General features: G+C 60.2%; 21 protein-coding genes and 1 tRNA gene. 14 read left to right on the top strand and 8 right to left on the bottom strand.

Annotated elements, in window-relative coordinates; translation table 11 throughout:
- Positions 1-41: 41 nt before the first annotated feature.
- Positions 42-1,034 carry a tryptophan 2,3-dioxygenase family protein gene (locus tag JKL48_RS17700; RefSeq protein ID WP_201985454.1) on the bottom strand — a complete coding sequence of 331 codons (993 nt, stop codon included), beginning with the start codon at positions 1,032-1,034 and terminating at the stop codon, positions 42-44.
- 267 nt (positions 1,035-1,301) lie between these two features.
- On the opposite strand from JKL48_RS17700, the gene sdaAB reads away from it, so the two are divergent.
- The 7 genes from sdaAB (at position 1,302) to JKL48_RS17665 (ending at position 8,020) form a co-directional block, all read left to right on the top strand.
- Entirely contained in the window at positions 1,302-1,982 is a 681-nt protein-coding gene (gene sdaAB, locus JKL48_RS17695; protein WP_201985453.1) for an L-serine ammonia-lyase, iron-sulfur-dependent subunit beta, read from the top strand.
- 71 nt (positions 1,983-2,053) lie between these two features.
- On the top strand, positions 2,054-3,589 hold the full coding sequence (locus JKL48_RS17690; RefSeq protein ID WP_201985451.1) for a TolC family protein: 1,536 nt from the start codon (positions 2,054-2,056) through the stop codon (positions 3,587-3,589).
- A gap of 102 nt (positions 3,590-3,691) precedes the next feature.
- The gene (locus JKL48_RS17685; protein ID WP_201985448.1) at positions 3,692-5,095 is read left to right on the top strand and encodes an efflux RND transporter periplasmic adaptor subunit; all 1,404 of its coding nucleotides are present in this window, start codon (positions 3,692-3,694) and stop codon (positions 5,093-5,095) included.
- A gap of 188 nt (positions 5,096-5,283) precedes the next feature.
- Complete coding sequence (locus JKL48_RS17680; RefSeq protein ID WP_236668885.1) at positions 5,284-6,273, top strand: NAD(P)H-dependent glycerol-3-phosphate dehydrogenase; 990 nt, start codon at positions 5,284-5,286, stop codon at positions 6,271-6,273.
- A gap of 74 nt (positions 6,274-6,347) precedes the next feature.
- The gene (locus tag JKL48_RS17675) at positions 6,348-6,644 is read left to right on the top strand and encodes a GIY-YIG nuclease family protein (RefSeq protein WP_201985439.1); all 297 of its coding nucleotides are present in this window, start codon (positions 6,348-6,350) and stop codon (positions 6,642-6,644) included.
- Between the two features lie 62 nt (positions 6,645-6,706).
- A complete protein-coding gene (locus tag JKL48_RS17670) occupies positions 6,707-7,579 on the top strand; it encodes a glycosyltransferase family protein (protein ID WP_201985436.1) in 873 nt (290 codons plus the stop codon).
- A gap of 12 nt (positions 7,580-7,591) precedes the next feature.
- A complete protein-coding gene (locus JKL48_RS17665; RefSeq protein WP_201985434.1) occupies positions 7,592-8,020 on the top strand; it encodes an EamA family transporter in 429 nt (142 codons plus the stop codon).
- A gap of 14 nt (positions 8,021-8,034) precedes the next feature.
- On the opposite strand, the gene JKL48_RS17660 is transcribed toward JKL48_RS17665, so the two are convergent.
- The 5 genes from JKL48_RS17660 to pdxH all read right to left on the bottom strand — a co-directional run bounded on the left by JKL48_RS17660 (position 8,035) and on the right by pdxH (position 14,389).
- Positions 8,035-9,789, bottom strand: a complete 1,755-nt coding sequence (locus JKL48_RS17660) for a hypothetical protein (protein ID WP_201985432.1) — start codon at positions 9,787-9,789, stop codon at positions 8,035-8,037.
- A gap of 53 nt (positions 9,790-9,842) precedes the next feature.
- On the bottom strand, positions 9,843-11,720 hold the full coding sequence (locus tag JKL48_RS17655) for a hypothetical protein (RefSeq protein ID WP_201985430.1): 1,878 nt from the start codon (positions 11,718-11,720) through the stop codon (positions 9,843-9,845).
- Between the two features lie 17 nt (positions 11,721-11,737).
- Positions 11,738-12,319, bottom strand: a complete 582-nt coding sequence (locus JKL48_RS17650) for a Maf family nucleotide pyrophosphatase (RefSeq protein ID WP_317191963.1) — start codon at positions 12,317-12,319, stop codon at positions 11,738-11,740.
- Complete coding sequence (locus tag JKL48_RS17645) at positions 12,316-13,644, bottom strand: DUF1015 domain-containing protein (RefSeq protein WP_201985429.1); 1,329 nt, start codon at positions 13,642-13,644, stop codon at positions 12,316-12,318. Before JKL48_RS17645 ends, JKL48_RS17650 begins: the two co-directional genes overlap by 4 nt.
- 100 nt (positions 13,645-13,744) lie before the next feature.
- Entirely contained in the window at positions 13,745-14,389 is a 645-nt protein-coding gene (pdxH, locus tag JKL48_RS17640; RefSeq protein WP_201985426.1) for a pyridoxamine 5'-phosphate oxidase, read from the bottom strand.
- A 256-nt stretch (positions 14,390-14,645) separates the two neighbouring features.
- Between pdxH and JKL48_RS17635 the strand changes: the two genes are divergently transcribed.
- From JKL48_RS17635 to JKL48_RS17625, 3 genes are all read left to right on the top strand, one after another.
- Complete coding sequence (locus JKL48_RS17635; RefSeq protein ID WP_201985418.1) at positions 14,646-15,203, top strand: YqgE/AlgH family protein; 558 nt, start codon at positions 14,646-14,648, stop codon at positions 15,201-15,203.
- Positions 15,204-15,295: 92 nt separating this feature from the next.
- Entirely contained in the window at positions 15,296-17,782 is a 2,487-nt protein-coding gene (locus JKL48_RS17630; RefSeq protein ID WP_201985415.1) for a DUF349 domain-containing protein, read from the top strand.
- A 132-nt stretch (positions 17,783-17,914) separates the two neighbouring features.
- Positions 17,915-17,987 (top strand) — tRNA-Thr (locus tag JKL48_RS17625).
- 60 nt (positions 17,988-18,047) lie between these two features.
- Here JKL48_RS17625 and JKL48_RS17620 read toward each other — a convergent pair.
- On the bottom strand, positions 18,048-18,272 hold the full coding sequence (locus JKL48_RS17620; RefSeq protein WP_201985407.1) for a hypothetical protein: 225 nt from the start codon (positions 18,270-18,272) through the stop codon (positions 18,048-18,050).
- Positions 18,273-18,333: 61 nt separating this feature from the next.
- Positions 18,334-19,146 carry a phosphatase PAP2 family protein gene (locus tag JKL48_RS17615; RefSeq protein WP_201985404.1) on the bottom strand — a complete coding sequence of 271 codons (813 nt, stop codon included), beginning with the start codon at positions 19,144-19,146 and terminating at the stop codon, positions 18,334-18,336.
- Between the two features lie 125 nt (positions 19,147-19,271).
- Here JKL48_RS17615 and JKL48_RS17610 point away from each other — a divergent pair, with 125 nt between their 5' ends.
- The 4 genes from JKL48_RS17610 (at position 19,272) to JKL48_RS17595 (ending at position 24,398) form a co-directional block, all read left to right on the top strand.
- Positions 19,272-19,919, top strand: coding sequence for an HD domain-containing protein (locus JKL48_RS17610; protein ID WP_317191962.1), 648 nt, complete (start codon positions 19,272-19,274; stop codon positions 19,917-19,919).
- Positions 19,920-19,976: 57 nt separating this feature from the next.
- Positions 19,977-20,210, top strand: a complete 234-nt coding sequence (locus JKL48_RS17605; protein WP_201985398.1) for a hypothetical protein — start codon at positions 19,977-19,979, stop codon at positions 20,208-20,210.
- 223 nt (positions 20,211-20,433) lie between these two features.
- On the top strand, positions 20,434-23,049 hold the full coding sequence (gene gyrA / locus JKL48_RS17600; protein WP_201985395.1) for a DNA gyrase subunit A: 2,616 nt from the start codon (positions 20,434-20,436) through the stop codon (positions 23,047-23,049).
- A gap of 191 nt (positions 23,050-23,240) precedes the next feature.
- On the top strand, positions 23,241-24,398 hold the full coding sequence (locus JKL48_RS17595; protein ID WP_201985387.1) for a tetratricopeptide repeat protein: 1,158 nt from the start codon (positions 23,241-23,243) through the stop codon (positions 24,396-24,398).
- The last annotated feature ends 415 nt before the right edge of the window (positions 24,399-24,813 follow it).

Raw genomic sequence — 24,813 nt, 5'->3', positions numbered from 1 at the left:
GCATGACTTTCGTTGAATTCCTATTCAAGAAATGCGATGGCTTACACGCCCACGCCTTCCTCCAGCACGCTTTCCACCCAGCCCTTGCCCCAGTCTTCCAGTTCCTGGGCGCTCCACAGCTGCGGGTAGAAGATGCGGCGCTGGAACTTGGGCGGCAGGTAGCTGCGCCAGTTGGTGCCGCCGGTGGCGGCCAGGTCGGTGGGGTTGCGCTGCAGGTAGCGCACCGCCGATTTGAAGTGCATCAGGGGCCAGTTCACGTTCACGCTCACATCGAGCTGGCGCAGGGCGCGCACCAACCGGGGGTGCTGGCGCTCTTCCTCGGGCAGGCGCTGGACCATGGCCCACACGTTGCGGTCGTGGTAGGCTTCGGCGTGGCGCACGAGGTCGGCGGTGTACTTGCGCTCAAACTCGATGAGGGTGAGGGCCTTGGCGCCACTGGCTTCGATGGTGGCCCCGGCTTTCCAGTAGATGCAGCCCAGGAGCTGGTCGTAGTCGTGGGCAGAGGCTTCGCCCAGGGCCTGGCGCTTGGCCTCGTCGGTCAGGTTTTCGAGGCTGGTGCTGGCAATCTCAATCATGCGGTACTGCACGCTCTGAAAACCGGAAGCGGGCATCAGGGCCATGCGGAAATCCAGAAACTGCTGCTTGTCCATGCCGTCGACCATCACATCGAACGAGTCAATGAGGTTGTCGAAATAGCGGTTGATGCGGCCCAGGCGCAGGACGATTTCGCCCAGCGTGGGTGGCTGCAGGTTGCCAATCTGTTCGTACTCGCAGAGGCAGAGCTTAAAATACAGCTCCGAAATCTGGTGGTACATGATGAAAATCCGCTCGTCGGGTACGTTGGTGAGCGGGCGCTGGAGCGAGAGTAGCGTGTCTAACTCAATATAATCCCAGTAGTTAACGTATTTGGCGTGGTAGAGGCCTTCGAGGTAGGCGGCCAGGTCCTGGCCGTCGGGAGCGTATTTTTCCTGGAGCCGACGCAGCTGCGCCAGCACGGCAGGCGAAAACTCGTCCTGGGTGGGAGGGACGGACATTGTAGCAAAAAGGGGTGTGGTGGGAAAAAAGGCTGGGTGGGCCCGGGACAAATATCGTTAAAATACTGAGTTTGCAAAGCGGGAATTTAGGCGGCGTGCCGAACAATTCGCAACTATTGCGGTCCGGCGGCATCTTTGCAGGATAATCCAGCCCAAAATCTTTTCGTTTCGGTGCCGGCCGGTTAGGGTTTCGCGCCTTCGCGGCCGGGTCTGGCAGCCATCCGCTACTTTTAACCCCGCAAACTAACCCACTACTGGTGCACGCCCATGGCCGAGAAATCCAGCATTTTTGATATGATTGGACCCGTCATGATTGGACCCAGCTCGTCGCACACGGCCGGCGTGGTGCGCATTGCGCGGGCTGCCATTCGCATTCTGGGCGCGGTGCCTACCGAGGCAGTGATTACCTTCTACAATTCTTTTGCCCGCACCTACGAGGGCCACGGCTCCGACCGCGCCATCGTGGCGGGCCTGCTGGGCTACGCCCCCGACGATACCCGCATCCGCACAGCCTTTGAGCATGCGGCCGAGGCCGGGCTGAATTACACGTTTCAGAGCGTGGGCAATGCCTCCACCATGCACCCCAACACCATCAAGCTGAATTTGCTGGACGGCGCCACCGGCCACCGCATCGAGGTAGTGGGCCAGAGCCGGGGCGGCGGCGTCATTCGCATTGTGGAAGTCGACGGGTTTCCGTCGGACTTTTCCGGGAGCCTGCACACGCTCATCATCGACGCCGACGACGTGCCGGGCTCCATTGCCTTTATTGCCTCGGTTATTGCCCACGACCAGTGTAACATTGCCACCATGTTCGTGAGCCGCAAGGGCCGCAACGATGCCGCCCGGCAGTTCATCGAAATGGATAGCCCTATCAAAGAAATAACCCTGGCCTACTTACGTCAGCTGAGCTGGGTAAAGCACATTACCTACATCCCCACGCTTGACTAAAGCGGGAGCGGTGTAATAAAAACCGAAATTTGCCGATTCTTCTATCTCCGATACCCTACTTTTCTGCAAGCATGAAACGACGGACTACTTCTTCCGCGCTCAAGCGCCGGGTGCTGGCCGGGTTGGCGGGCACGGTGCTGCTGCTGCCAGCTGCGCGGGCCCAAACGCCCGCCGTGCCCGCCTCGCCGCCGGCTGCCACCCTGAGCAGCGCCGCCCAGGCCGCCACCGGCCCCTGGACGCTGCAGCGTGCCGTGGACTATGCCCTGGCCCACAACCTGAACGTGCGCCTGAGCGAGCTCCAGGCCCAGAACAACCAGCAGGTGCTGCGCCAGAGCCGCGCCGCGCTGCTGCCCACGGCCAACCTAAGCGCCTCGCAGAGCTGGCAGTACGGCACGAGCGTGAACCCGCTCACCTATGAATTTCAGAGCAATACGGTGCGGGCCAACAACCTGGCCGGCATAGCACAGGTCACCTTGTTTCAGGGGTTTCAGCTGCGCAACACCATCCGGCGCAACGACCTGGATTACCAGGCCAGCCTTGCCGACATCGAGAAGGCCCGCAACGACCTGAGTTTGAACGTGGCCTCGGCTTTTCTGCAGCTGGTGCTGGCCCAGGAGCTGGTGCGTGCCAACCAGGTGCGCGTGGAGAGCGACCAGGCGCAAATTACCCGCACCAAGATTCTGCTGAAAGCCGGCAGCATTCCGGAAAGCACCTTGCTCGACAGCCAGTCGCAGCTGGCCACCGACGAGCTGAACGTCGTGACGGCCCAGAACCAGGCCACCCTGGCCCGGCTCTCGCTCATGCAGCTGCTCAACCTCGACGCGGCCACGGCCAAAAGCTTCGAGATTGAGGTGCCGCAATTTCCCGACCCGGACGAGGAGGCGCCACTGGCCCTCGACCTGGACCAAACCTACCAGACGGCCGCCGACCGCCTGCCCGAAATCAAGGCGGCCGAGCTGCGGGTGCAGAGCGCCCGCCGGGGCATCGACCTGGCCCGCGGCGGCTATTATCCGCGCCTGGCCTTGACGGGGCAGGTGTTCTCGGGGTATTCGTCGGTGCGCACGGTCACGTCGGTGAGCAACGATTCCACGGCCCGGCGCACCACGTTTTTCGTGAACAACGGCGGTGTCGTGACCCCGCTCAGCGTGGTGACGTACCAGCGCAACATCACCAGCCTGCCGCAGGGCTTCTGGGACCAGCTGAACAAGAACCTGGGCCAGCAGGTGCAGTTTTCGCTCAATATTCCAGTCTTCAACGGCCTGCAGGTGCGCACCGGCGTGCAGCGCGCCATCATCAACGAGGAGGCCCAGAGCGTGCGTGCCGAGCAGGCCCGCCTCACGCTGCGCCAAAGCATCGAGCAGGCCTTTGCCGATGCCCGGGCCGCCCAGCTGCAGTACGCCGCCGCCAAGCGCCAGGTAACGGCCCTCACGCTCACGCAGCGCAACTCGGAAATCCGCTTCAACAACGGCCTGCTGAACGGCACCGAGTTCAACATCACGAAAAACAACCTGACCTTCGCCGAATCGAACCGCATTCAGGCCAAGTACAGCTACATTTTCCGCCGCAAGGTGCTCGATTTTTACCAGGGCAAGCCGCTTTCACTTTAGTCATTTAACAAGTAGCATTTATCATTTAACACCCTCACGGCTTACGCCTAAGCAAGCAGAACGGCTGTTAAATGTTACTTGATAAATGTTGAATGAAACCTTATGAAAAACAACCGTTTACTGTACACGCTTATCGCCGTGGTGCTGGTGCTCATCGTGGGCTACACCGTGGCGAAGAAAAAAGGCTGGGTGGGCAAGTCCACCGGGGTAGAAGTGCTGGTGGCCAAGGCCGGGCCGGCCACCATCGTGGAGAAAGTAAGCGCTTCGGGCAAGGTGCAGCCCGAAACCGAGGTGAAAATCTCGCCCGACGTATCCGGTGAAATCACCGAGCTCTACGTGCAGGAAGGTGATTCCGTGCGCAAGGGCCAACTACTGCTGCGCATCCGGCCTGACAACTACCAGGCCCAGGTGAATATGCAGAGCGCCCAGGTGGGCACCCAGCGCGCCAACGTGGGCCAGGCCCAGGCCCGCCTGCAACAGCTGTTGGCCTCGGCCAAGCAAACCGAGCTGACCTACCGCCGCAATGCCTCGCTCTATAAGCAAAAGGTGATTTCGCAGGCCGACTACGAAGCCAGCCAGGCGGCTTACAATGCCTCACAGGAGGAAATTAACAGCGCCCGCCAGCAAATCCGGGCCTCGCAAAGCACCGTCAGCGCTGCCTCGGCCTCGCTGGAGGAAGCCCGCAAAAACCTGAACAAAACCACCATCTACGCCCCGGTGAGCGGCACGGTGAGCAAGCTGAACGTGAAGAAAGGCGAGCGGGTAGTAGGTACTACCCAGATGGCCGGCACCGAAATCATGCGCATTGCCAACCTCAACAACATGGAGGTGCGCGTGAACGTGAACGAAAATGATGTGAACAACGTGACCCTGGGCGACTCGGCCGACGTAGAAGTGGATGCCTACAGCAGCAAGGACGAGAAGTTTCGTGGCATCGTCACCAACATTGCCAACACCGCCAAGGACGCGCTGACGGCCGAAGCCGTGACCGAGTTTGAGGTGCGGATTCGCTTGCTGCCCGAAAGCTACCGCCACCTCATCCGCACCGTGCGCAAGCAAACCATCGTGCCCTTCCGGCCGGGCATGACGGCCTCGGTTGACATCATTACCGACCGCAAGGCCGGGGTGCTGAGCGTGCCGCTGGCGGCAGTAACCACCCGCTCCGACTCGGCCATGCTGAAGAACGACGACAAGAACGGCCCGCGCATGGGCGGGCGCCCCAGCGGTACGGCCACGGCCGTCGCGCCCGGCGCGGCTCCCAAGGCGGAGATTCAGGAGGTAGTGTTTGTGGTGAAGGACGGCAAAGCCGTGCTCACGCCCGTGAAAACCGGCATCAGCGACTTCCAGAATATTGAGATTCTGAGCGGCGTGCCGGCCGGGGCGCAGGTGGTAAGCGGGCCCTTCCGCGCCGTGGCCAAGTCGTTGAAAGATGGCTCACTGGTGGATATCAAGGACGAAAAAACTTTGAATAAGGAAGCCTTGAAGGAAGACGCAGACGCGAAGTAGCCGGGCTTGCCAGGGCAACTATTCTTAGAGGAAACGTCATGCTGAGCGCATTCGAAGCATTTCTCCCGCAACTGTAATCCCATCCATTGGGGTTAGTATTGCAGGCGAGATGCTTCGCCTTCGCTTAGCATGACGTTCTGTTTTTACTCCTTCGCTCATTCAACTTCTGCCCTAAATTCCCACCTCCCTTGGAAAAAATTGCCATGCTTGGCGGCGGCTCCTGGGCCACTGCACTAACCAAAATACTGAGCGAAAACGGCGCCCGCGTCGACTGGTGGTTGCGGGCCAAGGACGATGTGCAGCATTTGCTGCGCACCCGCCACAACCCGCGCTACCTCTCATCGGTGCAGTTCGACCTGAACCAGGTGTACCCCAGCACCGATTTGGAGGATGCCATTGAGGAGGCCGACTGGTTGGTGCTGGCCGTGCCCGCCGCCTTTGTGCAGCCCGTGCTCGATAAGCTGAGCCGTGACAGCTTCAAGCACAAGCGCGTGGTATCGGCCATTAAGGGCATGATTCCGGGCAAAAACCAGCTGGTGACGGACTACGTGGCCGAGCGGTTTCGGCTGCCGCGCACGCAGCTGGGCGTCATTGCCGGCCCTTGCCACGCCGAGGAAGTGGCCCTCGAAAAGCAGAGCTACCTCACCATCGGCTCGCCCGATGCGAGCCTGGCGTTGGCCTTTTGTGAGATGCTGCGCAACCGCTTCGTGAGCGCCCACCCGGCCTCCGACCTCGACGGCATCGAATATTGCGCGGTGATGAAAAACATCATTGCCCTTACTGGCGGCATTGCCCACGGCCTGGGCTACGGCGACAACTTCCTGGCCGTGCTGGTGAGCAACGCCGTGCAGGAAATTCGGCGCTTTTTGCAAGCCATTAACCCCCAGCCGCGCGACTTATCGGCCTCCGCCTACCTCGGCGATTTGCTGGTGACGGCCTATTCGCAGTTCTCGCGCAACCGCACCTTCGGCAGCATGGTGGGCCGGGGCTACTCGGTGAAATCAGCCCAGCTGGAAATGAACATGATTGCCGAGGGCTACTACGCCGTGAAGTCCATCCACGAGCTGAACAAGAAGCTGAAGGTGAACATGCCGATTACCGAAGCGGCGTATAACATTCTGTACGAGGGCAATGCGCCGGGCGCGGAGCTCGATGTGTTGAAGGAGAAGCTGCGGTAATTGTCATTCCGAACGCAGTGAGGAATCTGGGTTTGATAAAACTGATGCAAATCCCTCATAGTGAACAGTGTGATATGAAAAGCTACTACGTCTATCTGTTGACCAACCCGAAACGCACGGTACTTTACACGGGGGTGACGAACGACCTAGCGCGTCGACTGGAGGAGTATCTTGAAAATGAAAATAGTCGCCGCACCTTTGCAGGGCGCTATTTCTGCAACCTGCTCATGCATTGGGAAGAATTCAGTGATGTTAATCAAGCCATTGCTCGCGAGAAGGAGATAAAGGGCTGGCGCAGGGAGAAGAAAGACGCGCTGATTGGGGTTAATAACCCAACCTGGAGTGATTTGAGCGCATTAATCTTTGGTTAATAAGTTGCCGGGATTACCAACAAACCCAGATTCCTCGCTTCGCTCGGAATGACAACAACGCTATGAAAGTCGTCGGTTTCACCTTCGTTCGCAACGCCATTTCCTACGACTACCCCGTGGTAGAAAGCATCCGCTCACTTCTGCCACTGTGCGATGAAGTGGTGGTGGCTGTGGGACGCTCCGAAGAAGACACTTTGGGCCTTATCCAGGGCATTGGCTCGCCCAAAATCCGTATTATCCATACGGTGTGGGACGACTCTTTGCGCGAAGGCGGCCGGGTGCTGGCCGTGGAAACCGACAAAGCCCTGGCAGCCGTGCCCGTCGATGCCGACTGGGCCATTTACCTGCAAGCCGATGAGGTGCTGCACGAGGCCGACTACCCGGCCATCCGGGCCGGCATGGCCCGCTGGAAGGATGATAAAAGCGTGGACGGCCTGCTGCTGAACTACCGGCATTTTTATGCGTCCTACGACTACGTGGGCGATTCCAAGCGTTGGTACCGGCGCGAAATCCGCATCATTCGGCCCGGCATTGGTGTGTATTCGTACCGCGACGCCCAAGGCTTTCGCAAGCCCGACAACCAGAAGCTGCGCGTGAAGCTGCTCGAGGCCACCGTGCACCACTACGGCTGGGTGAAGCCCCCCGCCGCCATGCAGCGCAAGCAGGAAACCTTCAACAAGCTCTGGCATTCCGACGATTGGGTGGCGCAGCACGTAGCCCCGGCCGCCGAGTTCGACTACAGCCAAGTAGACTCGTTGCAACATTTCACCGGCACGCATCCGGAGGTGATGACCGAGCGCATCCGGCAACAAAACTGGCGCTACGACCACGACATGGCCCGCAACCGCTACCGCCTCAAAGACCGGCTCAAACAGTTGGTGGAGCGAGTAACGGGCTACCGCATCGGGGAGTACCGCAACTATAAGCTGGTATAGCCTGCTCCGTCTATGAACTGGCTTCCGCTCGCCCTGCTCACTGCCTTGTGTCTGGCGCTGTACAACTTTTTTATCAAGCTGGCCGCCAACCATGTGCCGCCTGCGCTGGGGGCCGTGGTGCTGCAGTTGGTAGCGGCGGGAATCGGGGCCGTCTGGCTGCTCACACTTAGGGCGCAAGGGCAGGCGCTACCGGTTTCTGGCAAGGGCGTGGGACTGGCTGCATTGGCTGGGCTGGGCGTGGGGCTGGCTGAAATACTGACGTTTATCGTTTTCCAGCGCGGCGTAAGCGCATCGGTGGGCACCCCCGTGATTGTGGGCGGCTCGGTACTACTCACGGCAGTGCTGGGGCTGGTGGTGCTGCGCGAGCAGCTTACCCTGGCCCAGGCGGGCGGCTTGGTCCTCATCGTGCTGGGAATCGGTTTGGTAGCGCGAGGGCATTAAGAAGGACTTCGGCCTCACTCGGCCAGATGCCAGTAGGCGGGCGTGTTGGCGGTTGCTGGTGAGGTAGCAGGAGGGAGCTGGTAAATAAGCACTTGCTCGTTTTGAAATGCGGGCGGATAGGCGAACCGGGGTTGGAAATTTCCTCGCGCGTCAGGGAATGCCAGCACGTAGCGGTACGGAACTTTAGGGCGCGGAAAGGCATCCAGCGGCCAGGTTTCACCGGGCCGCTCCGCATGCAGGTACATGCGCATGAATAGACTGTGGGTTGGTTCGGGGACGAGCAGTGTCCCACGCGGCTGGTGTTCCAGCCACTGGAATGCGGCATGAAAAGCCTGGTTGCGATGCCTGAGGGGCCGACTTTCGCGCCATAAGCTGCTAAGCTGGTACCCAGTCCAGAGCAGCAGAAGCATTGCCAGAAGCAGCCGGAGCGGGCGTCGGCTGCGTCGCAGCCACCAATCCGCTGCCAGGGCCACGAGAACGAAGAAAAAGAAGGCTTTGTAGACTAACGTCCGCTCAGGAGCCAACACGTGCCGGATGGTGAGCACGGCGTAGGGGGCCAGCATAAACCAAAGCGCGGCCGGTGCCAGATGCCGCCAGGCGGGGGCATTCTCGTCCAATGTTTGGTTCTTACGTGACGGGGGCAGAAGCACAGCGGTAGCCGCCAGCGTGGCCAGCGTGAATACGCTGCCGATGGTCATTTGGCCGGCCAGTACGCCTTCGGTTTTCCACAGGTAGGCTGGCAGGCCGGCCAGGAACTGCGGCCAGGTTTGCGCGTTCACAAAACCATTGCCGAAGAAGGACGCCGGGCCAGACACAAATAGCAGCGGGAAGTATAACAGCAGGCTCGCGGCGCCAGTCATCAGTACCACGGCCACCAGGCTGCGCAGCGCAAGTCCAGAGCGTTGTTGAAAAAAATACCACCCCAGCCACGAAAATGCGGAAGCCAGCACCAGCGCAAACGTGGGTATCGTAAACATTCCCAGCACCGAGCCCACGAGCAGTCCCGACCAGGCGATGCGCCTCCGCCGCGGGGCCCGTTTCAGGGCCATGCTGCAAAAAAATACCACCCCCGCCAGGGCAGTGAGCAGCCAGTAGCCCCGGCCCACCGCCGCCTGATAAAGGCTTTGGCCCAACAGGCTGAATAGCACCGTGGCCAGCCAGGCCACCCGAAACCCGGCCCGCATCCACACCAGCCCCAGAAAAAGAAGCGCCGTGCCCACGGTGGCCGCCAGCAGCACCGGCAGCCGCATCGTGAACCAAAAGCCGGGCGTGATGTGGTAAAATAGCCAACTCAGCGTATTGGAAAGCACGTGGTTGTTCGGGACGGGATAATAGCTGCTAACGGCCAGCAGGCTTTTGCTCGCAAACAGCTCATACGAAACGACATCGTCGTACGCAGGGGTGATAGCCGGGTGGCTCAGCCCAACGCGTAGCACCGTGAGCGCCGCCCAGGCTGCTAAGGCACTCTTGCGCTGCCTGGGCAACAGGCGGCTGAAACACCGGCGAAGACCACGCGCCGCGGCACTTGCCTCGGCCAGCCACGCGGTAATTTCGGTTCTGCCGGTACGCGTCAGGGCTATGGCTGCGGAAATGATGCCGGTTGAAACGGCTAGTGCCGCCAGCCAGTGCCAGGCCTGGGCCAGCTCGGCGGCCGAAAACGGCCGGATGCGCCAGCGATAAAACGGAAAAATAGCATCCAGCTGCCGTGCTTCAGCCCAACTGGCGCTGTGCAGCACCAGCGTTGCATAAGCCGCGCCTATGGTTAGCACGCTGCATCCCAGTAAGGCAAAAAACCAAGGGGTGGGCTCTGGGGCTGCGGGTTTCATGGCGCGTGTTCAACGGGGGTGGCCGTCAGTACCTGGGTTTGGCTGTGTGCTGGCTGGCGCTGAGTGACAGCAGGCCGGAGCAAGGGCGCATAAATTGTGACCAGGGCGTCGTGGTAAACCGGCCGGTAGGTGGGGGGCAGCCCCACCGTCTTCTTAGCCGTGGCAAACAGAACCACGAAGTCATAGCCAGTACCAGGGCTTTTCTCCCGGCTGGTATGGAGCAGCAGTTGAGATGACTGGTCCTGCCGGAGGTAGTGGAAAAAAAACAGCTCGTGCAGCGGGGCGAACATCCACACCCGGGCGGGGGAAGAGGTGTTCGGCCGGTGGCTCAGCAACCAGTGGTACGCCTGCTGAAACTGTTGGGTCTCGCGCTGCAAGGCCCGGATGTGCCCTTGGTCCAGGTACACCCGGCTGCCCCCAATGCCCGCCACCGCCCCCACCACCAGCAGCCAGCGCACCCGCCCAACCACCCGCCGCCAGCGCGGCAGGCGCCCGACAAGCAGCGCCGCCACCAAATAGCCAAAAAAAGTGAGGTACAGCAGCACCCGTGCCGGGGCGTACACCCGTTGTAGCGCCATGAGCAGCAGCGGCAGCGCCAGCTGCACCCAGGCCAGTAGAGCAGCGGTTCGGCGCGGGCCAGGTGCCCGCCAGCGACAGCCGGCTAAGCCGCCCAGCAGGGCGCCGGCCAGCCAGGCCGGCCCGCTGTAGCGAACGGGCAGTCCAAAAAGTACTTCCGCCAACTCATACAATACCGGCCGATAGCTTGGCCAGAACTGGCCCGGGGTCCGCGTCATCACGTAGCGGTTTCCGGTCAGCAAAGACCACCCCGATATGGCCACTACCGGGCTATAGAGCAGTGCGGCAATTCCCGTAATAATGCCTCCGGCCAGTACTAGCTGACCAAATTCCTGCCACCTTCGCTGCGCAGCCAGTCCCACGGCCGCCCCCAGCCCCAACCCCGCCAGCGGGTAAGCATAGGTAGGAATTAAGTAAAAGCCCAGAATACTGCTGCTGATAAAAGCCAGCCAAGCAACATGCCGGTAGCGAGAGAATGGCCGTAATAACTCAATTGTCGCAAAAAAGCCGGCCTGCAACAAGCAGAGCTGCAAAAAATACCCGCGCCCGGCCGTTGCGTAGTACACCCACAGGGGCGCTCCGCTCACCAGCCCATTCACCAGCACAGCGGCACGCAAGCCAATGAGCCGCGCCAGCAGCACCACCGACACCACGCTCCCAAAGGTGCCCAGTAGCAGCGTGGGCAGCCGCATGACCAGCCGGGGCGAAAGGCCCAGGTGCACCAGGGGCCAGGCCAGTAGGTTGTAGCCAATATGGTTGTTCGGGATGGGGTAGAAGCCCGTGATGGCCAACGGTCCCTGACGCACAAAATAGTCGTAGGAACCTACTTCGTCGGTACTCAGTGGGTAGGTAAACAGGTACCATGTGCGGACGGCTAGCAGGCCAGCCAGTACGCCGGCGGCCAGCAACACCGATGTTCGGGGAAGGCGGCTATACCACCGGCGCAGGCGTCCAACCCCGAAGCGTAGCTCGCGCCAAACCGAACTCAACGGGCTGCCAGCAAGCATGCGCCACAGCACCAGCAGCCCCAGGCCAGCCGCGGCCAAAAGCACGCCCCGTAGCCAGTTGAGCCGGTCCGGAGTAAGTGCCAGTGTCAGCCGCTCTAGCCCGTTTTCGTGGTATACGATGCGGGCCAGAGCGGCTACTTCTGCATACGAGGAACACCCATAAAGCCCCCCCAGCCCGCCTCCGCCGAGCAACAACCCGACGCCGCCTGCAAACCAAAGAAAGCGGGTTGCGACAATCCCGTCATTGGTGTTGGTGACGGGCATTGCCCGCTGGCGCGACAGTTTTTCCAAGAGCCCCCGCATGGGTGTCAGGCGTGGGGCGGCAGGGCGTCGAGCTTCGCCAGCTCGGCCCATACCCGGTGCGTAGGTAAGCCCATCACGTTGAAGTAAGACCCTTCGAGCCGCACAATGGCGGCCATGCCCAGCCAGTCCTGCGCGCCGTACGCGCCGGCTTTGTCGTAGGGCTGGTAGGTATCGACGTAATACGCAATTTCCGTCGGGCTCAATTCCCGAAAGTGCACGGTGGTCTGGTCCGAAAAAAGCACCTCCCGGCCATCGCCGGCGAGCAGGCACACGCCCGTGAACACGTCGTGCGCCCGGCCTTGCAGGCGGGTGAGCATGGCCATGGCTTCGGCGCGGTCGGCGGGCTTGTTCAGTACGTCGTCGCCGAGGCACACAATGGTGTCGGCCGTGATGACCAGCTCATCCGGAGCCAGTCCGGCGGCGTAAGCAGCGGCTTTGCGGGCGGCCAGGTATTCCGCCACCTCCACCCGGCGCAGGTGGGCCGGAAAGCTTTCGTCCACCTCCAGCAGCCGGATTTCGTAGGGCAGGCCCAGGTCGGTCAGCAGCTGGCGCCGTCGGGGCGAGTTAGAAGCAAGAATCAGTCTCACGAGGGCAGAGTGGCAAAGTGTTCCGCAAATACATTCGCGCTTTTCTCATCGGCAATGCTGCTGAAGAGAAAACCGCCGATGGTTTTCGGGTAAAAAAAAGTGGACTTGGGGGGCATCACGGCCCCGGAATGGCACACGGCCTCGACTTCGGCCATGCTTACTTCGTTCACAATAAATGCGGCCCGGGCTTCGCCCCGGTCCACGCGCTGCAGGCATTCGGCAAAGCTGCGCACGTAGGCCACGCCCGGCCACGCCCGCTGCGCGTCGGGCCCGACGATGCCCAGGGCTTTCTCCAGAACGAAAAAATGCAGCACCGTCAAATCCAGGGCTTTTACTTCGGCCGTGGTGTCCCAGTCGAGTTGCGCATGCACCTCGGGCCGAAGCCGGATTTTGTGGGCCTGTCCGCCCAAATATAGCCCAAAGGCCCAGGGCTTGCCGGCGATGATTTCGGGCAAGTCGTTGGCATTTTCCTGCGGTATCACGGTGAAGTACGGCCCGAGCCGTTCCAGAAGCCTCTCTTCGCTCAGGCCATCGGGCAACTCAAGCAGCAGCCGGTGGGTCGGCAGAATGCGCAAGTCGTCGGCCGCTGCGTTGGTCAGGTACATCAGGTGGTAGTTCCAGGGTTCGCGGCCCGTGGCGCGGCCGTCGGCGGCCAGCTCGCGGGCCTGCCGGTAGGCCAGCGAGCCCTCGTAGCGGTGGTGACCATCGGCCAGTATCACCTGGCGGGTGGCCAGCACTGCCTGGATGCGGCCGATAAGGGCGGCATCCTGAATCACGGCCAGCACATCGCGGGCGCCCTGGTAGTCTTCGGCCGTTTCGTAGAGGGGCGAGCGCATGGCTTCGTCCAGGTAAGTTTCCAGCTCAAAATCCTCGTCGCGGTACAGCCCGTGGGTCGCGCTGGTTTGAAACTGGGTGCGGGCCAGCAGCTCGGCCCGGTCGTTTACCGAAGCAGGAAGCGTGTTTTCGTGGCGCAGCACCACGTTTTGGTCCCAGTCATAGGCCCGGATGTGGCACATGAAGCCTTTGCGGCAGTACTCCCGCGCGTGCCCCGGCAAGCGGAAGTACTGGTAATAAACGTAAATGCCCGGCAGCTCGTCCTGGCGCAGCACGCCGCTGGCCTGCCACTCCTGGAGTGTTGCCAGCGCGGCTTCCGCCGGGTCTTCGGCCCGCGGCACCGACAGATGTATCGAATTGAGCGGGTTGCGGTACAGGGCCTCGCGCTGCCGGGCCGATACCACGTCGAAAAGCGGCGAGACGTAGGCGTCAATGTTCGCACTCAGCACCGGGTTGTAGCGCCAGCCGCGCAGGGGTTGAATTTCAGCCAAAGCTTTTATAATGAGGAATGAGGGATGAAGAACGAGGAATTATTCAAATCAGGGCCGAATTAAAAGTCTTCATTCCTCATTCTTCATTCCTCATTATCAATCACGGGGCCAGGCGACTGAGGCGCCAATGGTCACCTTCCCGCCAGTACACAATCCGGTCGTGCAGGCGGCTGGGGCGGCCCTGCCAAAATTCTATCCGCGTGGGCGTCAGAATGTAGCCTCCCCATTCGGGCGGGCGCGGCAGCGGGTTCAGGTCACCAAATTTTTCGGCCATTGCGGCTTCGCGGGCTTCCAGTTCTTCGCGGCTGCCAATTTCCTGGCTCTGGGGCGAGGCCCAGGCCCCGAGCTGGCTGCTGCGCGGCCGGCTCTGGAAATAGGCGGTCGACATCGGTTCGGGCGCTTTTTCTACGCGGCCTTCCACGCGCACCTGCCGCTCCAGGGCCGGCCAGAAAAAGTTGAGGGCCGCCAGCGGGTGTGCGGCCAGTTCCTGGCCCTTCTGCGAGTCGTAATTGGTGTAAAACAAAAAGCTGGCCTCGTCGGGCAAGCCCTTCAGCAGCACCACGCGCGACGAGGGCTGCCCGGTGGGTGATACCGTGCTCACGGTCATGGCCGTGGGCTCTTCCACCTGGGCGGCCAACGCTTCGTCGAGCCATTGCCGGAACTGGCGCACCGCATCGGGCAATACATCGGTTTCGGAAAGGGTGCGCTGGGAATACGTCTTGCGCAGAGCGGCTAAGTCAGTCATAGATAGAGCGGATACGGCCTCCGCAGGCGCTGGTGTGGAGCCGGTGGCAACAGGGTGAGCGCAGAACGGGCCGGGCTGGTTGCGGCCCGGAACATTTTTGCGCCAGTGAGAGTCTTAAATGACCATGCTGGCTGGCCAAGCGGCGTTTAGGCCGCAAGTTACTCATAAGTGCCAGCAGGCTCACCCGGCCCGTAACCTCCGTTGGTTTTGGTGCTGTTTTCGTTTTTCTGTCTTACCCGCAACTCCCGATTCGACTATGCGTCCCGGCACCCTTCTTATTTCGCAGCCTTTTCTCGGCGACCCCAACTTTGAGCGAAGCGTGGTGCTGCTCTGCCGCGACGAGCCCGAAGACGGCTCCTTCGGCCTCGTGCTGAACCGCCTCACCAGCCTCACCCTGGGCGATGTGCTCGACTTGCCGACGCGGGCCGCTGCGGCAGCATCCGACCTGCCCATCTACGTGGGCGGCCCCGTCGAGCCCAACACCCTGCATTACTTGCACCGCCGCCCCGACCTGCCCGGCGCTTCCGACCTGGGCCAGGACGTGTACTGGGGGGGCGATTTTGACATGCTCCTTGGTTTAATCGGCAGTGGGGCGGTTAGCGCCGATGAAGTGCGCCTTTTTGCCGGCTATTCGGGGTGGTCCAAGGGCCAGTTGGCGGGCGAAATGCAGGGGCAGAGTTGGATACGACACCCCGCAAGCGCCGGGAAAGTGTTTACTTTGGCATCCGATGCGTTCTGGCGGTCTATTCTGCGGGAGAAAGGCGGGCGCTTTAAGGTGCTGGCCAATTATCCGGTGGACCCCCGCTTGAATTAAGGCGGCTTCGCGGCCGTAACCGTAGTACTCTAAATCACCTTTTTTGCGCTCGCTTCTGGCCCCGTGTTCCGGGCTGGCTTTTACGAAGTTTTATGGCTGCTGAAGAAACCCCCCAAGCCCCGCTCACCGGCGGCACCGACCCGGCCGCTGAGGACCGGATGACCATTTTGCAACGCCGCCTGGCCGAAATTCAGGCCAAATCGGCAGCGCCCGCTGCTTCGCCTTCGCCCGAATCGGGCGCGCAGGTGGAACTGCCGGCACAAGGCACGCCCGCGCTGCCCGCCGGCCAGCCCGAGGGCGCCGGCACGGCCGAAGCCCCCGCCGAAGCCGTTATCGCCACCGACCTGGGCCCCACCGCCCCGGCCGCCGGTACGCCCGAAGCCGCCGCCGCCGCCGAAACCGCCCAACACGTTCCTGACTCGGTGACGGTGGATGGCCACGATGTGTCGGCGCCCATGGCGCGGGCCATTGCCCATTACGGCGAAGAAATCACCAATTCCACTTCGGTGCCCGTTGCTACGCCTGCTTCAGAGCCGGCTGCCACGCCCAATCCGGAAGCATTACCCGCCGACGAGCACATTGCAAGTGCAACGCCCGCTCCCGTAGCCGACCCCGAAACCCTGAGCGGCCCGCCGGCCAGCGACACGGTTGAAAGCCAGGCGCCGGCCCTGCCCGCCTTAGAGCTTGCGGATGCGCCCGCCCTCGAAGCCGCTTCTGAGCCGCTGGCTACGTTGCCCACTTCCTCAGAAACGCCGCTGAACGCGGCTCCGGCCGATGTAGCGGCAATCGACGCGGGCGAAGAGCCAACCGGTGCGGCAGGCGAAATATCCACCGCCGAAGGTGCCGCACCCGATTTTACGGCCCTCGACCTGCCGGCCCAGGCCCACTACCTCGTGGGACTGCTGCGCCGGCCCGATGCCCGCCAGAACCGCAAGCAGATTCAGGACCTGACCCGCCAGTACGAAACCAACGTGGGGCTGGCCCGCACCGCCGCCCGCCAGAAATTTGCTGAGGGTGGGGAAGGAGCCGAAGCCTTTGCCTTTCAGCAGCCCGAGGGCCAGCAGGAACTGAATAAAGCCCTGCAGGAATTCCGCGAAAACCGCGTGAAGGACGCGAAGGCCGAGGACGCCAGCCGCGCTGATAACCTGGTGAAGAAACAAGCCTTGCTCGACCAGCTGCGTACGCTGGTAGAAGGTGCCGAAACCAAAGACAGCTCGGCGAAGCTAAAAGCCCTGCAGGCCGAATGGAAAGCCACCGGCGCCGTTCCACAGAACGATAGCCAGAGCATTTGGGACACCTACCACGGCTTGCTGGACATCTATTACAGCAAGCAGGGGCAGTTCCTGCAACTGAAAGACCTGGACCGCCGCCGCAACCAGGAGGCCAAAGAAGCCCTCATCAAGCGGGCCGAAGCCCTGGCCGACGCCCCCGGCATCAACAAGGCGCTCGATGAGTTGACCAAGCTGCACGAGGACTGGAAAAACATTGGCCCCGTGCCCAACGACCAGCGCGAGCCGCTGTGGCAGCGCTTTATCGCGGCTTCCGATGTGCTGCACCAGCGCCGCAAGGAGTTTGTCGACCAGCGTTCCACGGTTGAGAAAGCCAACCTGGTGGTGAAGCAGGCCCTGCTGGAGCGCGTGCTGCCCTTCGCCTCTTTCGACACCGACCGCGTGAACCTGTGGCGCTCCAAAACCGACGAGCTGCAGGAAATCAAGGCTGAGTGGGAAGCGGCCGGTTTGGTGCCCCGCGCCCAGGCCGACGCGCTGAACAAACAGTATTGGGCCGCTTACAAAGCTTTCTTCAACCGCAAGAACGACTTCTTCAAATCCCTGGATAACGAGAAGTCGGCCAATGTGAAAGCCAAGCAGGCGCTAATCGACCAGGCCGAGGAAGCCCAGAACAACCCGGACCACGACGCTGCCCGCCAGGTCATTATTCGGGTGCAGAAGGAGTGGAAGGACGTGGGCCGGGTGCCCGACAAGCTGGCCGATAAGCTCTGGCACCGCTTCCGCGCCGCCTGTGACGCCGTCTTTGAGCGGCCCAAGCACGAGGCCCGCCAGCGCGAGGAGAAAGTACAGCTTTCGTCGGCGGAACAAACCGCCCACCTGGACAAAATTGCCGAGCAAGTGAAGGCGCTTTCGCCGGATGCCCCCGGCACGCTGGAAGGTTTCCGGGAATTGCTGGCAGGGTGGGTAACCGAGTTTGATGGCAGTTCCGAGCAGCCGGGCCACGGCACTTCCGACCGCAGCGAAGAGCAGCTCCTCGTGCTGCTCGGCAAATACCTTGACCAAGTGCCCGGCCTGAGCTACGCCGACCGCAACGACCTGCTTTTCCAGACCGAAGTCGCCCGCCTCAAGGCCCGTCCGCAGGCCCAGCAGCAGCTCACCCGCAAGGAGATGGCGCTGCGCAAGGAAATCAACGAGCTGGAAAACGACCACGCCACCCTCCAGACCAACCTCGATTTCTTTGCCCGCTCCAAAAATGCCTCGCAGCTGCGTGAGGAATACCAGGGCCGCATCGCCGAAGGGCAAAAGCGCATCGACGTGCTGAAAAAACAGTTGAAAATGATTCGCAGCTAAGGGAGTTATACTCAACGCGCTTCGCCTACAGAAAAGCGCCCGCAAGCATTGCTTGCGGGCGCTTTTCTCATTAAAAAACTGCCGGAATGCTGGCACATTTGCCGCGGTGCCTTACTTTTGCACCACCAACCCGCCGCCTTAGCTCAGTTGGTAGAGCTTCTGACTTGTAATCAGAGGGTCGTTGGTTCGAGTCCGACAGGCGGCTCATTGATGCGAAAAAGCCCGCTGCAACTGGATTGCAGCGGGCTTTTTCGTGGCTATCCCTTCAAGCCAGTACCAAATGGTAAACGGGCAGGATGGTAAATTCCCGGCTTCTAATCATGATTTCCGGATTTTCGGCAATCCACTCATGAGCGGCTTGCGTTGAGTCAAATTCGTGGTTTTCCTCGCCCAATAGCGGGCGGAAGGTCCAGGATTTGCTATGCGAAGTTGCCGGGCCATCCAGGGCCATCTTGAAAATGCGGTATTTGGTAATGAGTTGTGTTTCCATAGCGCCAAACTACTTAAAAGCGTTGAGTTGAAAAAGAAGTATAGAATAAATCAGATACCAGCTATTGGGGATGCCAGGTGAAGCACAGGCCCGGACCACCCGCCGGGCTCCACATCGGCACGAAACTAGTGTCGCCGATGCCGCGGCCGCTGGGCTTGTGGCCCCAGCGGTTGCGGTGGGAGAGGTAGGCCACGTGTGCCGACAGAATGCCGAAGCCCGCCCCGGCCACCACGTCGGACTCCCAGTGCTTGTTGTTAATCATCCGAAAGGCGGCGACGCTTGTGGCCAGGGTATACGCGCCAATGCCGTACCACTGGCTTTTGTCCCGGAATTCGGCGTGCACAATGCTGGCGGCCAAAAAGGCCTGCGCCGTGTGCCCCGACGGAAACGAGAGGTGGTCTGACTCGTCGGGCCGTTCGATGTGGGTCAGGGTTTTGACCACGTACACCGAGCCCAGCATGATGAACTCGCTTTTCAGCAGCACCAGCCCTAGGTTTATCCGGTCGTCGTGCGATTCTACGCCCGCCAGCAGCGCCACCGGAATTTCCAGGTAGGGCGCCCATTGCAGGTAATCGTCGATGTGGTTGCGGTAAGTGCCAAAGGCGTTGCGGATGTCGCGCTTGGCATCGTAGGAGCTGTAGAGGCCATTGCCGTAAATGGTGCTGGCCCCGTAGCCGATGAGCACAGCCGGCACAATGGTGGCGCGAAAGCCCTTGCTTTTAAAGAAAGACTTCTTGACCGGTCCGGGCACGCCGGCCGGGTTCTGGTACTTATGGGTGGTGTCGGTGGGCACCGGGATTTGGGCCGGCGCTAGTTGGGGGGCGGCTGCCAGTGGCAGCAGGAAGGCCAGACGTAAAACGTGGCGGGAACACATGGGCGATGAATAAAGGAGATGTACGAAGAAAGGGCGTAGGGGCGGGACCTGAACCACCAAGCGCCGCCGCGGGTACTAACTTGCGGCCGTATTCTGAGTTTTCCCGGGGTTTACCCGTTTTGTCTGTGGATTTAATTACTGCAACCGCTCGTTTCATCGAGCAAAAATTTGCCGGCGAAGGCAGTGGGCACGATTGGGCGCACATCCGGCGGGTGTGGCTGATGGCCCGCCGGCTGGCCGCCGCCCACCCCGAAGCCGACCCCGAAACCACGGAGCTAGCCGCCTTGCTGCACGACATTGCCGACTGGAAGTTCCACGACGGCGACTACGAAGCTGGCCCCCGCGCGGCCCGCGAGTGGCTGCGCAGCCAGCACGCCGCCGCCGCGCTGATTGCCCGCGTCGAAACCGTTATTCGCGAAGTATCCTTTAAAGGTTTGGGGGTGGCCACGCCCGTTACGTCGGTGGAGGCTGCTTTGGTGCAGGATGCCGACCGCCTGGATGCCATTGGCGCCATTGGCGTTGCGCGGGCGTTTGCCTACGGTGGCCACAAAGGCCGGCCCCTGCACGACCCCGCCGTGGCGCCCGTGGCCCACGACAGCTTTGCCAGCTACCAGAAAAATACCGCGCCCACCCTCAACCATTTCTACGAAAAACTGCTGCACCTGAAAGACCGGCTCAACACCGACGCGGCCCGCCAGGTGGCGCAGGAACGCCACGCCTTTATGGAAACCTACGTAGCCCGTTTTCTGGCCGAGTGGGACGGCATTGACTAAAACGGGTGGGCTTGCGTTAAGGGGAGGGCGAGCGGTTCGCCCCGTTACCTTTGCGCCATGAAGCTGTCTGTTCGTTTTCTTTTCGGCCTGCTGTTGCTGCTCAGCGCCGCCAGTTGCCGCAACTGCCCCATCGAGTCGTGCCACACCCGCAAGGCGCACCTGCACGGCGGGGTGAAGTACCGGGGCCAGCCGCTCTGGAAAATGCAGAGCCCCGCCATTGGCCAAAAAATCAAGACCTATAACCCCAAGGGCGGGCACAATTCCCTCGACAAAAGCAAGCCGCTTAAATAACCAGTCGGCGGGCTCGCGCGTAGTAGCCCGTTGTCAGTTTTTTAAGTCTCCAGCCGTCCCTGTCTCGTTAAAAAAGGCCCCACGTGCATCCTCCTAAAAAAGGCCGCAGCGCTTGTCGTTGCGGCCTTTTTGTTGTATCTTCGCACGCATATAAAGAACCATTCACCCTGCGGCTAAAAACCCTCTTATTTGGGTTTTTTCAAGCCGCCTATCAACCCCCTCAATGGCGGAAGGCGAAAAAATCATTTCGATAAACATCGAAGACGAGATGCGGGGCGCGTACATCGACTACTCGATGTCGGTTATCATCTCCCGGGCCCTGCCCGATGTGCGCGACGGCCTCAAGCCCGTGCACCGGCGGGTGCTCTACGGCATGAGCGAGCTGGGCGTGGCCTACAACAAGTCGTACAAGAAGTCGGCCCGTATCGTGGGCGAGGTGCTGGGTAAATACCACCCGCACGGCGACAGCTCCGTGTACGACACCATGGTGCGCATGGCCCAGGACTGGAGCCTGCGCTACCCACTGGTGGACGGCCAGGGCAACTTTGGGTCGGTCGACGGCGATTCTCCGGCTGCCATGCGCTACACCGAAGCCCGCCTCAAGCGCATCTCCGACGAGATGCTCAACGACCTGGACAAGGACACCGTTGACTTCCAGCCGAACTTTGACGACTCGCTGGAAGAGCCCAGCGTATTACCCGCCAAATTCCCCAACCTGTTGGTGAACGGCACGTCGGGCATTGCCGTGGGCATGGCCACCAACATGGCGCCCCACAACCTGACGGAAGTGATAAACGGCATCGTGGCCTACCTCGATAACCCCGATATCACGGTGGCCGAGCTGATGCAGTACGTGACGGCCCCGGACTTCCCCACCGGCGGCATCATCTACGGCTACGAAGGCGTGAAGCAGGCCTTCGAAACCGGCCGCGGCCGTGTGGTGATGCGGGCCAAAGCCACCTTCGAAACCACCAAAACCGGCAAGGAGCAAATCGTCGTCACCGAGATTCCCTACATGGTGAACAAGGCGTCGATGATTGAGAAGACGGCCGCGCTTATTAACGACAAGAAGATTGAGGGCATTTCGGACATGCGCGATGAGTCGGACCGCGACGGCATGCGCATCGTCTACGACCTGAAGCGCGACGCCATGCCCAGCGTGGTGCTCAACAACCTCTACAAATACACCCAGCTGCAAAGCTCGTTTGGCGTCAACAACGTGTGCCTGGTAAAGGGCCGCCCCATGACGCTGAATCTGCAGCAGCTGATTCATTATTTTGTGGAGCACCGCGCCGAAATCATCATTCGCCGCACCAAGTTTGAGTTGGCCGAAGCCCAGAAACGGGCCCATATTCTGGAGGGCTTGCTCATTGCGCTCGACCACCTGGACGAGGTGATTGCCCTGATTCGGGGCTCGCGCGACCCGGAAGTGGCCCGTGGCCAGCTCATTACCCGTTTCGCGCTGAGCGAAGTGCAGGCCCGTGCCATCCTCGACATGCGTTTGCAGCGCCTCACCGGCTTGGAGCGTGATAAAATTGTGGCCGAATACGAGGACTTGATGCGCTTGATTGACCACCTGAACGCCGTATTGGCGTCGGATGCGTTGCAGCGCGGCATCATCAAAACCGAGCTCGAAGACATCCGCGAGCGGTACGGCGACGCCCGTCGCACTGAAATCAACTACATCGGTGGTGATTTCTCGACCGAGGACATGATTGCCGACGAGGCCATGGTCATCACCATCAGCCGCGAGGGCTACATCAAGCGCACCAACCTGGACGAGTACCGCGCCCAGGGGCGGGGAGGACAGGGCTCGCGGGGCGCTGCCACCAAAAAGGATGACTTCACGGAGCACCTTTTTGTGGCCACTACCCACGAATACCTGCTGTTCTTCACCGAGCTCGGCCGCGTGTTCTGGCTGAAAGTGTACGAGGTGCCGGAAGGAGGGAAGGCCACCAAGGGCTTGCCCATTCAGAACCTCATCGAAATTCCCCGCGAGGACAAGGTTCGTTCCGTTCTGAACGTGCGCGGCCTGAAAGACCCCGATTACCTTGAAAATACCTACCTGATGTTCTGCACCGAGCAGGGCACGGTGAAGAAAACCCCGCTGGAGGCCTATTCGCGGCCTCGCACCGCCGGCATCAACGCCATCACCATCAACGAAGGCGACCGGATTTTAGACGTGCAGCTCCTGACGCCTAATTCTGAGGTGGTTTTGGCCTTGCGTTCCGGCCGGGCCGTGCGCTTCAACGAAGCCAAGGTGCGCTCCATGGGCCGTGCGGCGGCGGGCGTCCGGGGCATCAGCTTATCCGACACGCCCGGCGATAGGGTAGTGGGCATGGTGTGTCTGGCCGACCCCTCCCAGGAACTGCTGGTGGTCAGCGAAAACGGCTTTGGTAAACGAAGCTCGCTCGATGAATACCGCGTAACCAACCGCGGCGGCAAGGGCGTTCGGGCCATGAAGATTACCGAAAAAACAGGTAATCTGGTCGCCATCAAGGATGTAAACGATGCCGACGACCTCATGATTATCAATAAGTCAGGCATCACCATTCGTTTGCGAATGAGCGATTTGCGCACCATTGGGCGGGCTACTCAAGGGGTACGGCTCATCAAAATCAGTGCTAACGACGAGATTTCCTCCGTTGCCAAAGTCGCGGCGGAAGAAAAGGAAGAGGAAGTTGAATTGGATACCACGCTGGCCGTTGGTCCGGATGCAGCTGCTGCCGTTGTTGAAACGGAGGACCTGTCAGCAGATGACGATGACTCCGAGGAATTGGACGACGATGTTGAAGAAGAAGAGTCGGAGGATGATGCCGAAGAAGCGGACTTGGCATAATTGCTGAAGAGGAGCGGGGCGGTCCATTTGGGCCGCCCCGTTTATTTTTGACGAACCCAACGCGAAATCTTCACGTTCTTCCGCTTCTTTGCGGACTTTTTGCCCACTTACATTTTTCCTTTTTTTAGTCCGGAGTCAAGCAAGTACACCCACTCCTTGTGTCGATTGACTTCGGGCCCATTCCCAATCTTATGAAGAAGAATCTGTTAACGTTTGTTGCAGGGGCCGTGCTGTCGGCTGGTTTTCCCGCGCTGGTTTCGGCCCAAACTTCGGCTGTGACCAATGCCATTCTCAACCAGCGTACCGGCTTGCTTGATAAAGCCCGGACCGAAATTGACAAAGCCATTGTCAACGAGAAAACCAGTGGCAAGGCCAAAACCTGGTACACCCGCGGGGAAATCTATCAGGGGATGATGGAGAGCCCGATTTATAGCAAGCAACTGCTGCCGGGCGAAGGAACTCAGAAAGCGTACGAGTCTTTCGCGAAGACCATTGAACTGGATACCAAGGACGGCGAATTTGGCAAGCAGGCCGTTACCCATCTGGATAACCTCTACGGTCACGCTTTTAACGATGCCGTAAATAGCTACAATGCCAAAGACTACGACAAAGCGATTGCCAGCTATAAGCTCGCCTCCCAAATCAAGCCGCAGGACACCACTGCAGTACTTTACTCAGCCTACGCCTCGGAGGCTAAGCAAGACTACGCAGGCGCAAAAGCGAGCTACAACCAGCTGCTGGGCATGAACTACAAGTCGGTTACGTTGTACTCGCGCTTGCTGCAGATTGCCCGTCAGCAGAAGGACGAGGCCGAAGCTGCGAAAGTGGTGCAACAAGCACTGGTGGCATACCCCAACAACAAAGCCTTTATGCTGGAAGACCTGAACATGTCGTTGGCTTCGGGCAAAGGGGAAGATGCGTTGAATAAAATCAGCAAAGCCATTGTGGCGGACCCAAGCAATTCCAACCTCTACGCGGTGCGGGGCTCTATGTACGACCAGCAGAAGAAGACGGACCTGGCAGTGGCGGACTACCGAAAAGCTGTCGAAATGGACCCCAACAACTTTGATGCTGAATTTAACCTTGGGGTTTATAACTACAATAAAGCTGCCGATGCTTACACGAAAGTCAGCAAGATGGATTTGAAGACCTATCAGGTAAGTGGCAAAAAGTACGAGGCCGAAGGCAAAAAGTATTTTGAAGCTGCGATTCCGTACTTTGAGAAGGCGCTTCAACTACAACCGGATGACCGCAACACCATTTCATCGTTGCAGAAGATTTATTCCCGATTAGGGCGTACGGCGGATTCGGAAAAAATGAATGCGAAATTGCAGTCTCTGAAAAAGTAATTGCTATTATGCAGTAGGTAAGAAGCCCGCCCATTACATGGGCGGGCTTTTTTGGGTAGTAGGTAAGGGACAATTTGAAAACTAATTTAACATAATATAAATTATAAGACAATAATGGTTACTTTAGTCTTCCATTTTTTCTGGCCTTAAGGAACATCTGGGAATGCAAGGAAATGATGCATACACACTTGAATTAATTAGTTTCCTTTTCCAGCAGATGTGACTTGGAGATGCCGGAGGAAATACACGGTGCCGGAATGTATTCCATGTACTCAACGTTATTTTCGCGCTGGTTCGGGTTAGTCGTATGTGTTGTTTTTAGTGTTAGGACTTAGGCAGTTGCAGCCCCGGCGGGGCGGCTGTTGCCTAGCGCTCTAGCCAGTTTTAGCTCTGCCGCGGCCCTGATGCCGAGTTG

It is taken from the genome of Hymenobacter rubidus (assembly GCF_016734815.1).
Taxonomy (GTDB): domain Bacteria; phylum Bacteroidota; class Bacteroidia; order Cytophagales; family Hymenobacteraceae; genus Hymenobacter; species Hymenobacter rubidus.
This window is presented reverse-complemented; position numbering and strand designations above follow the sequence as displayed.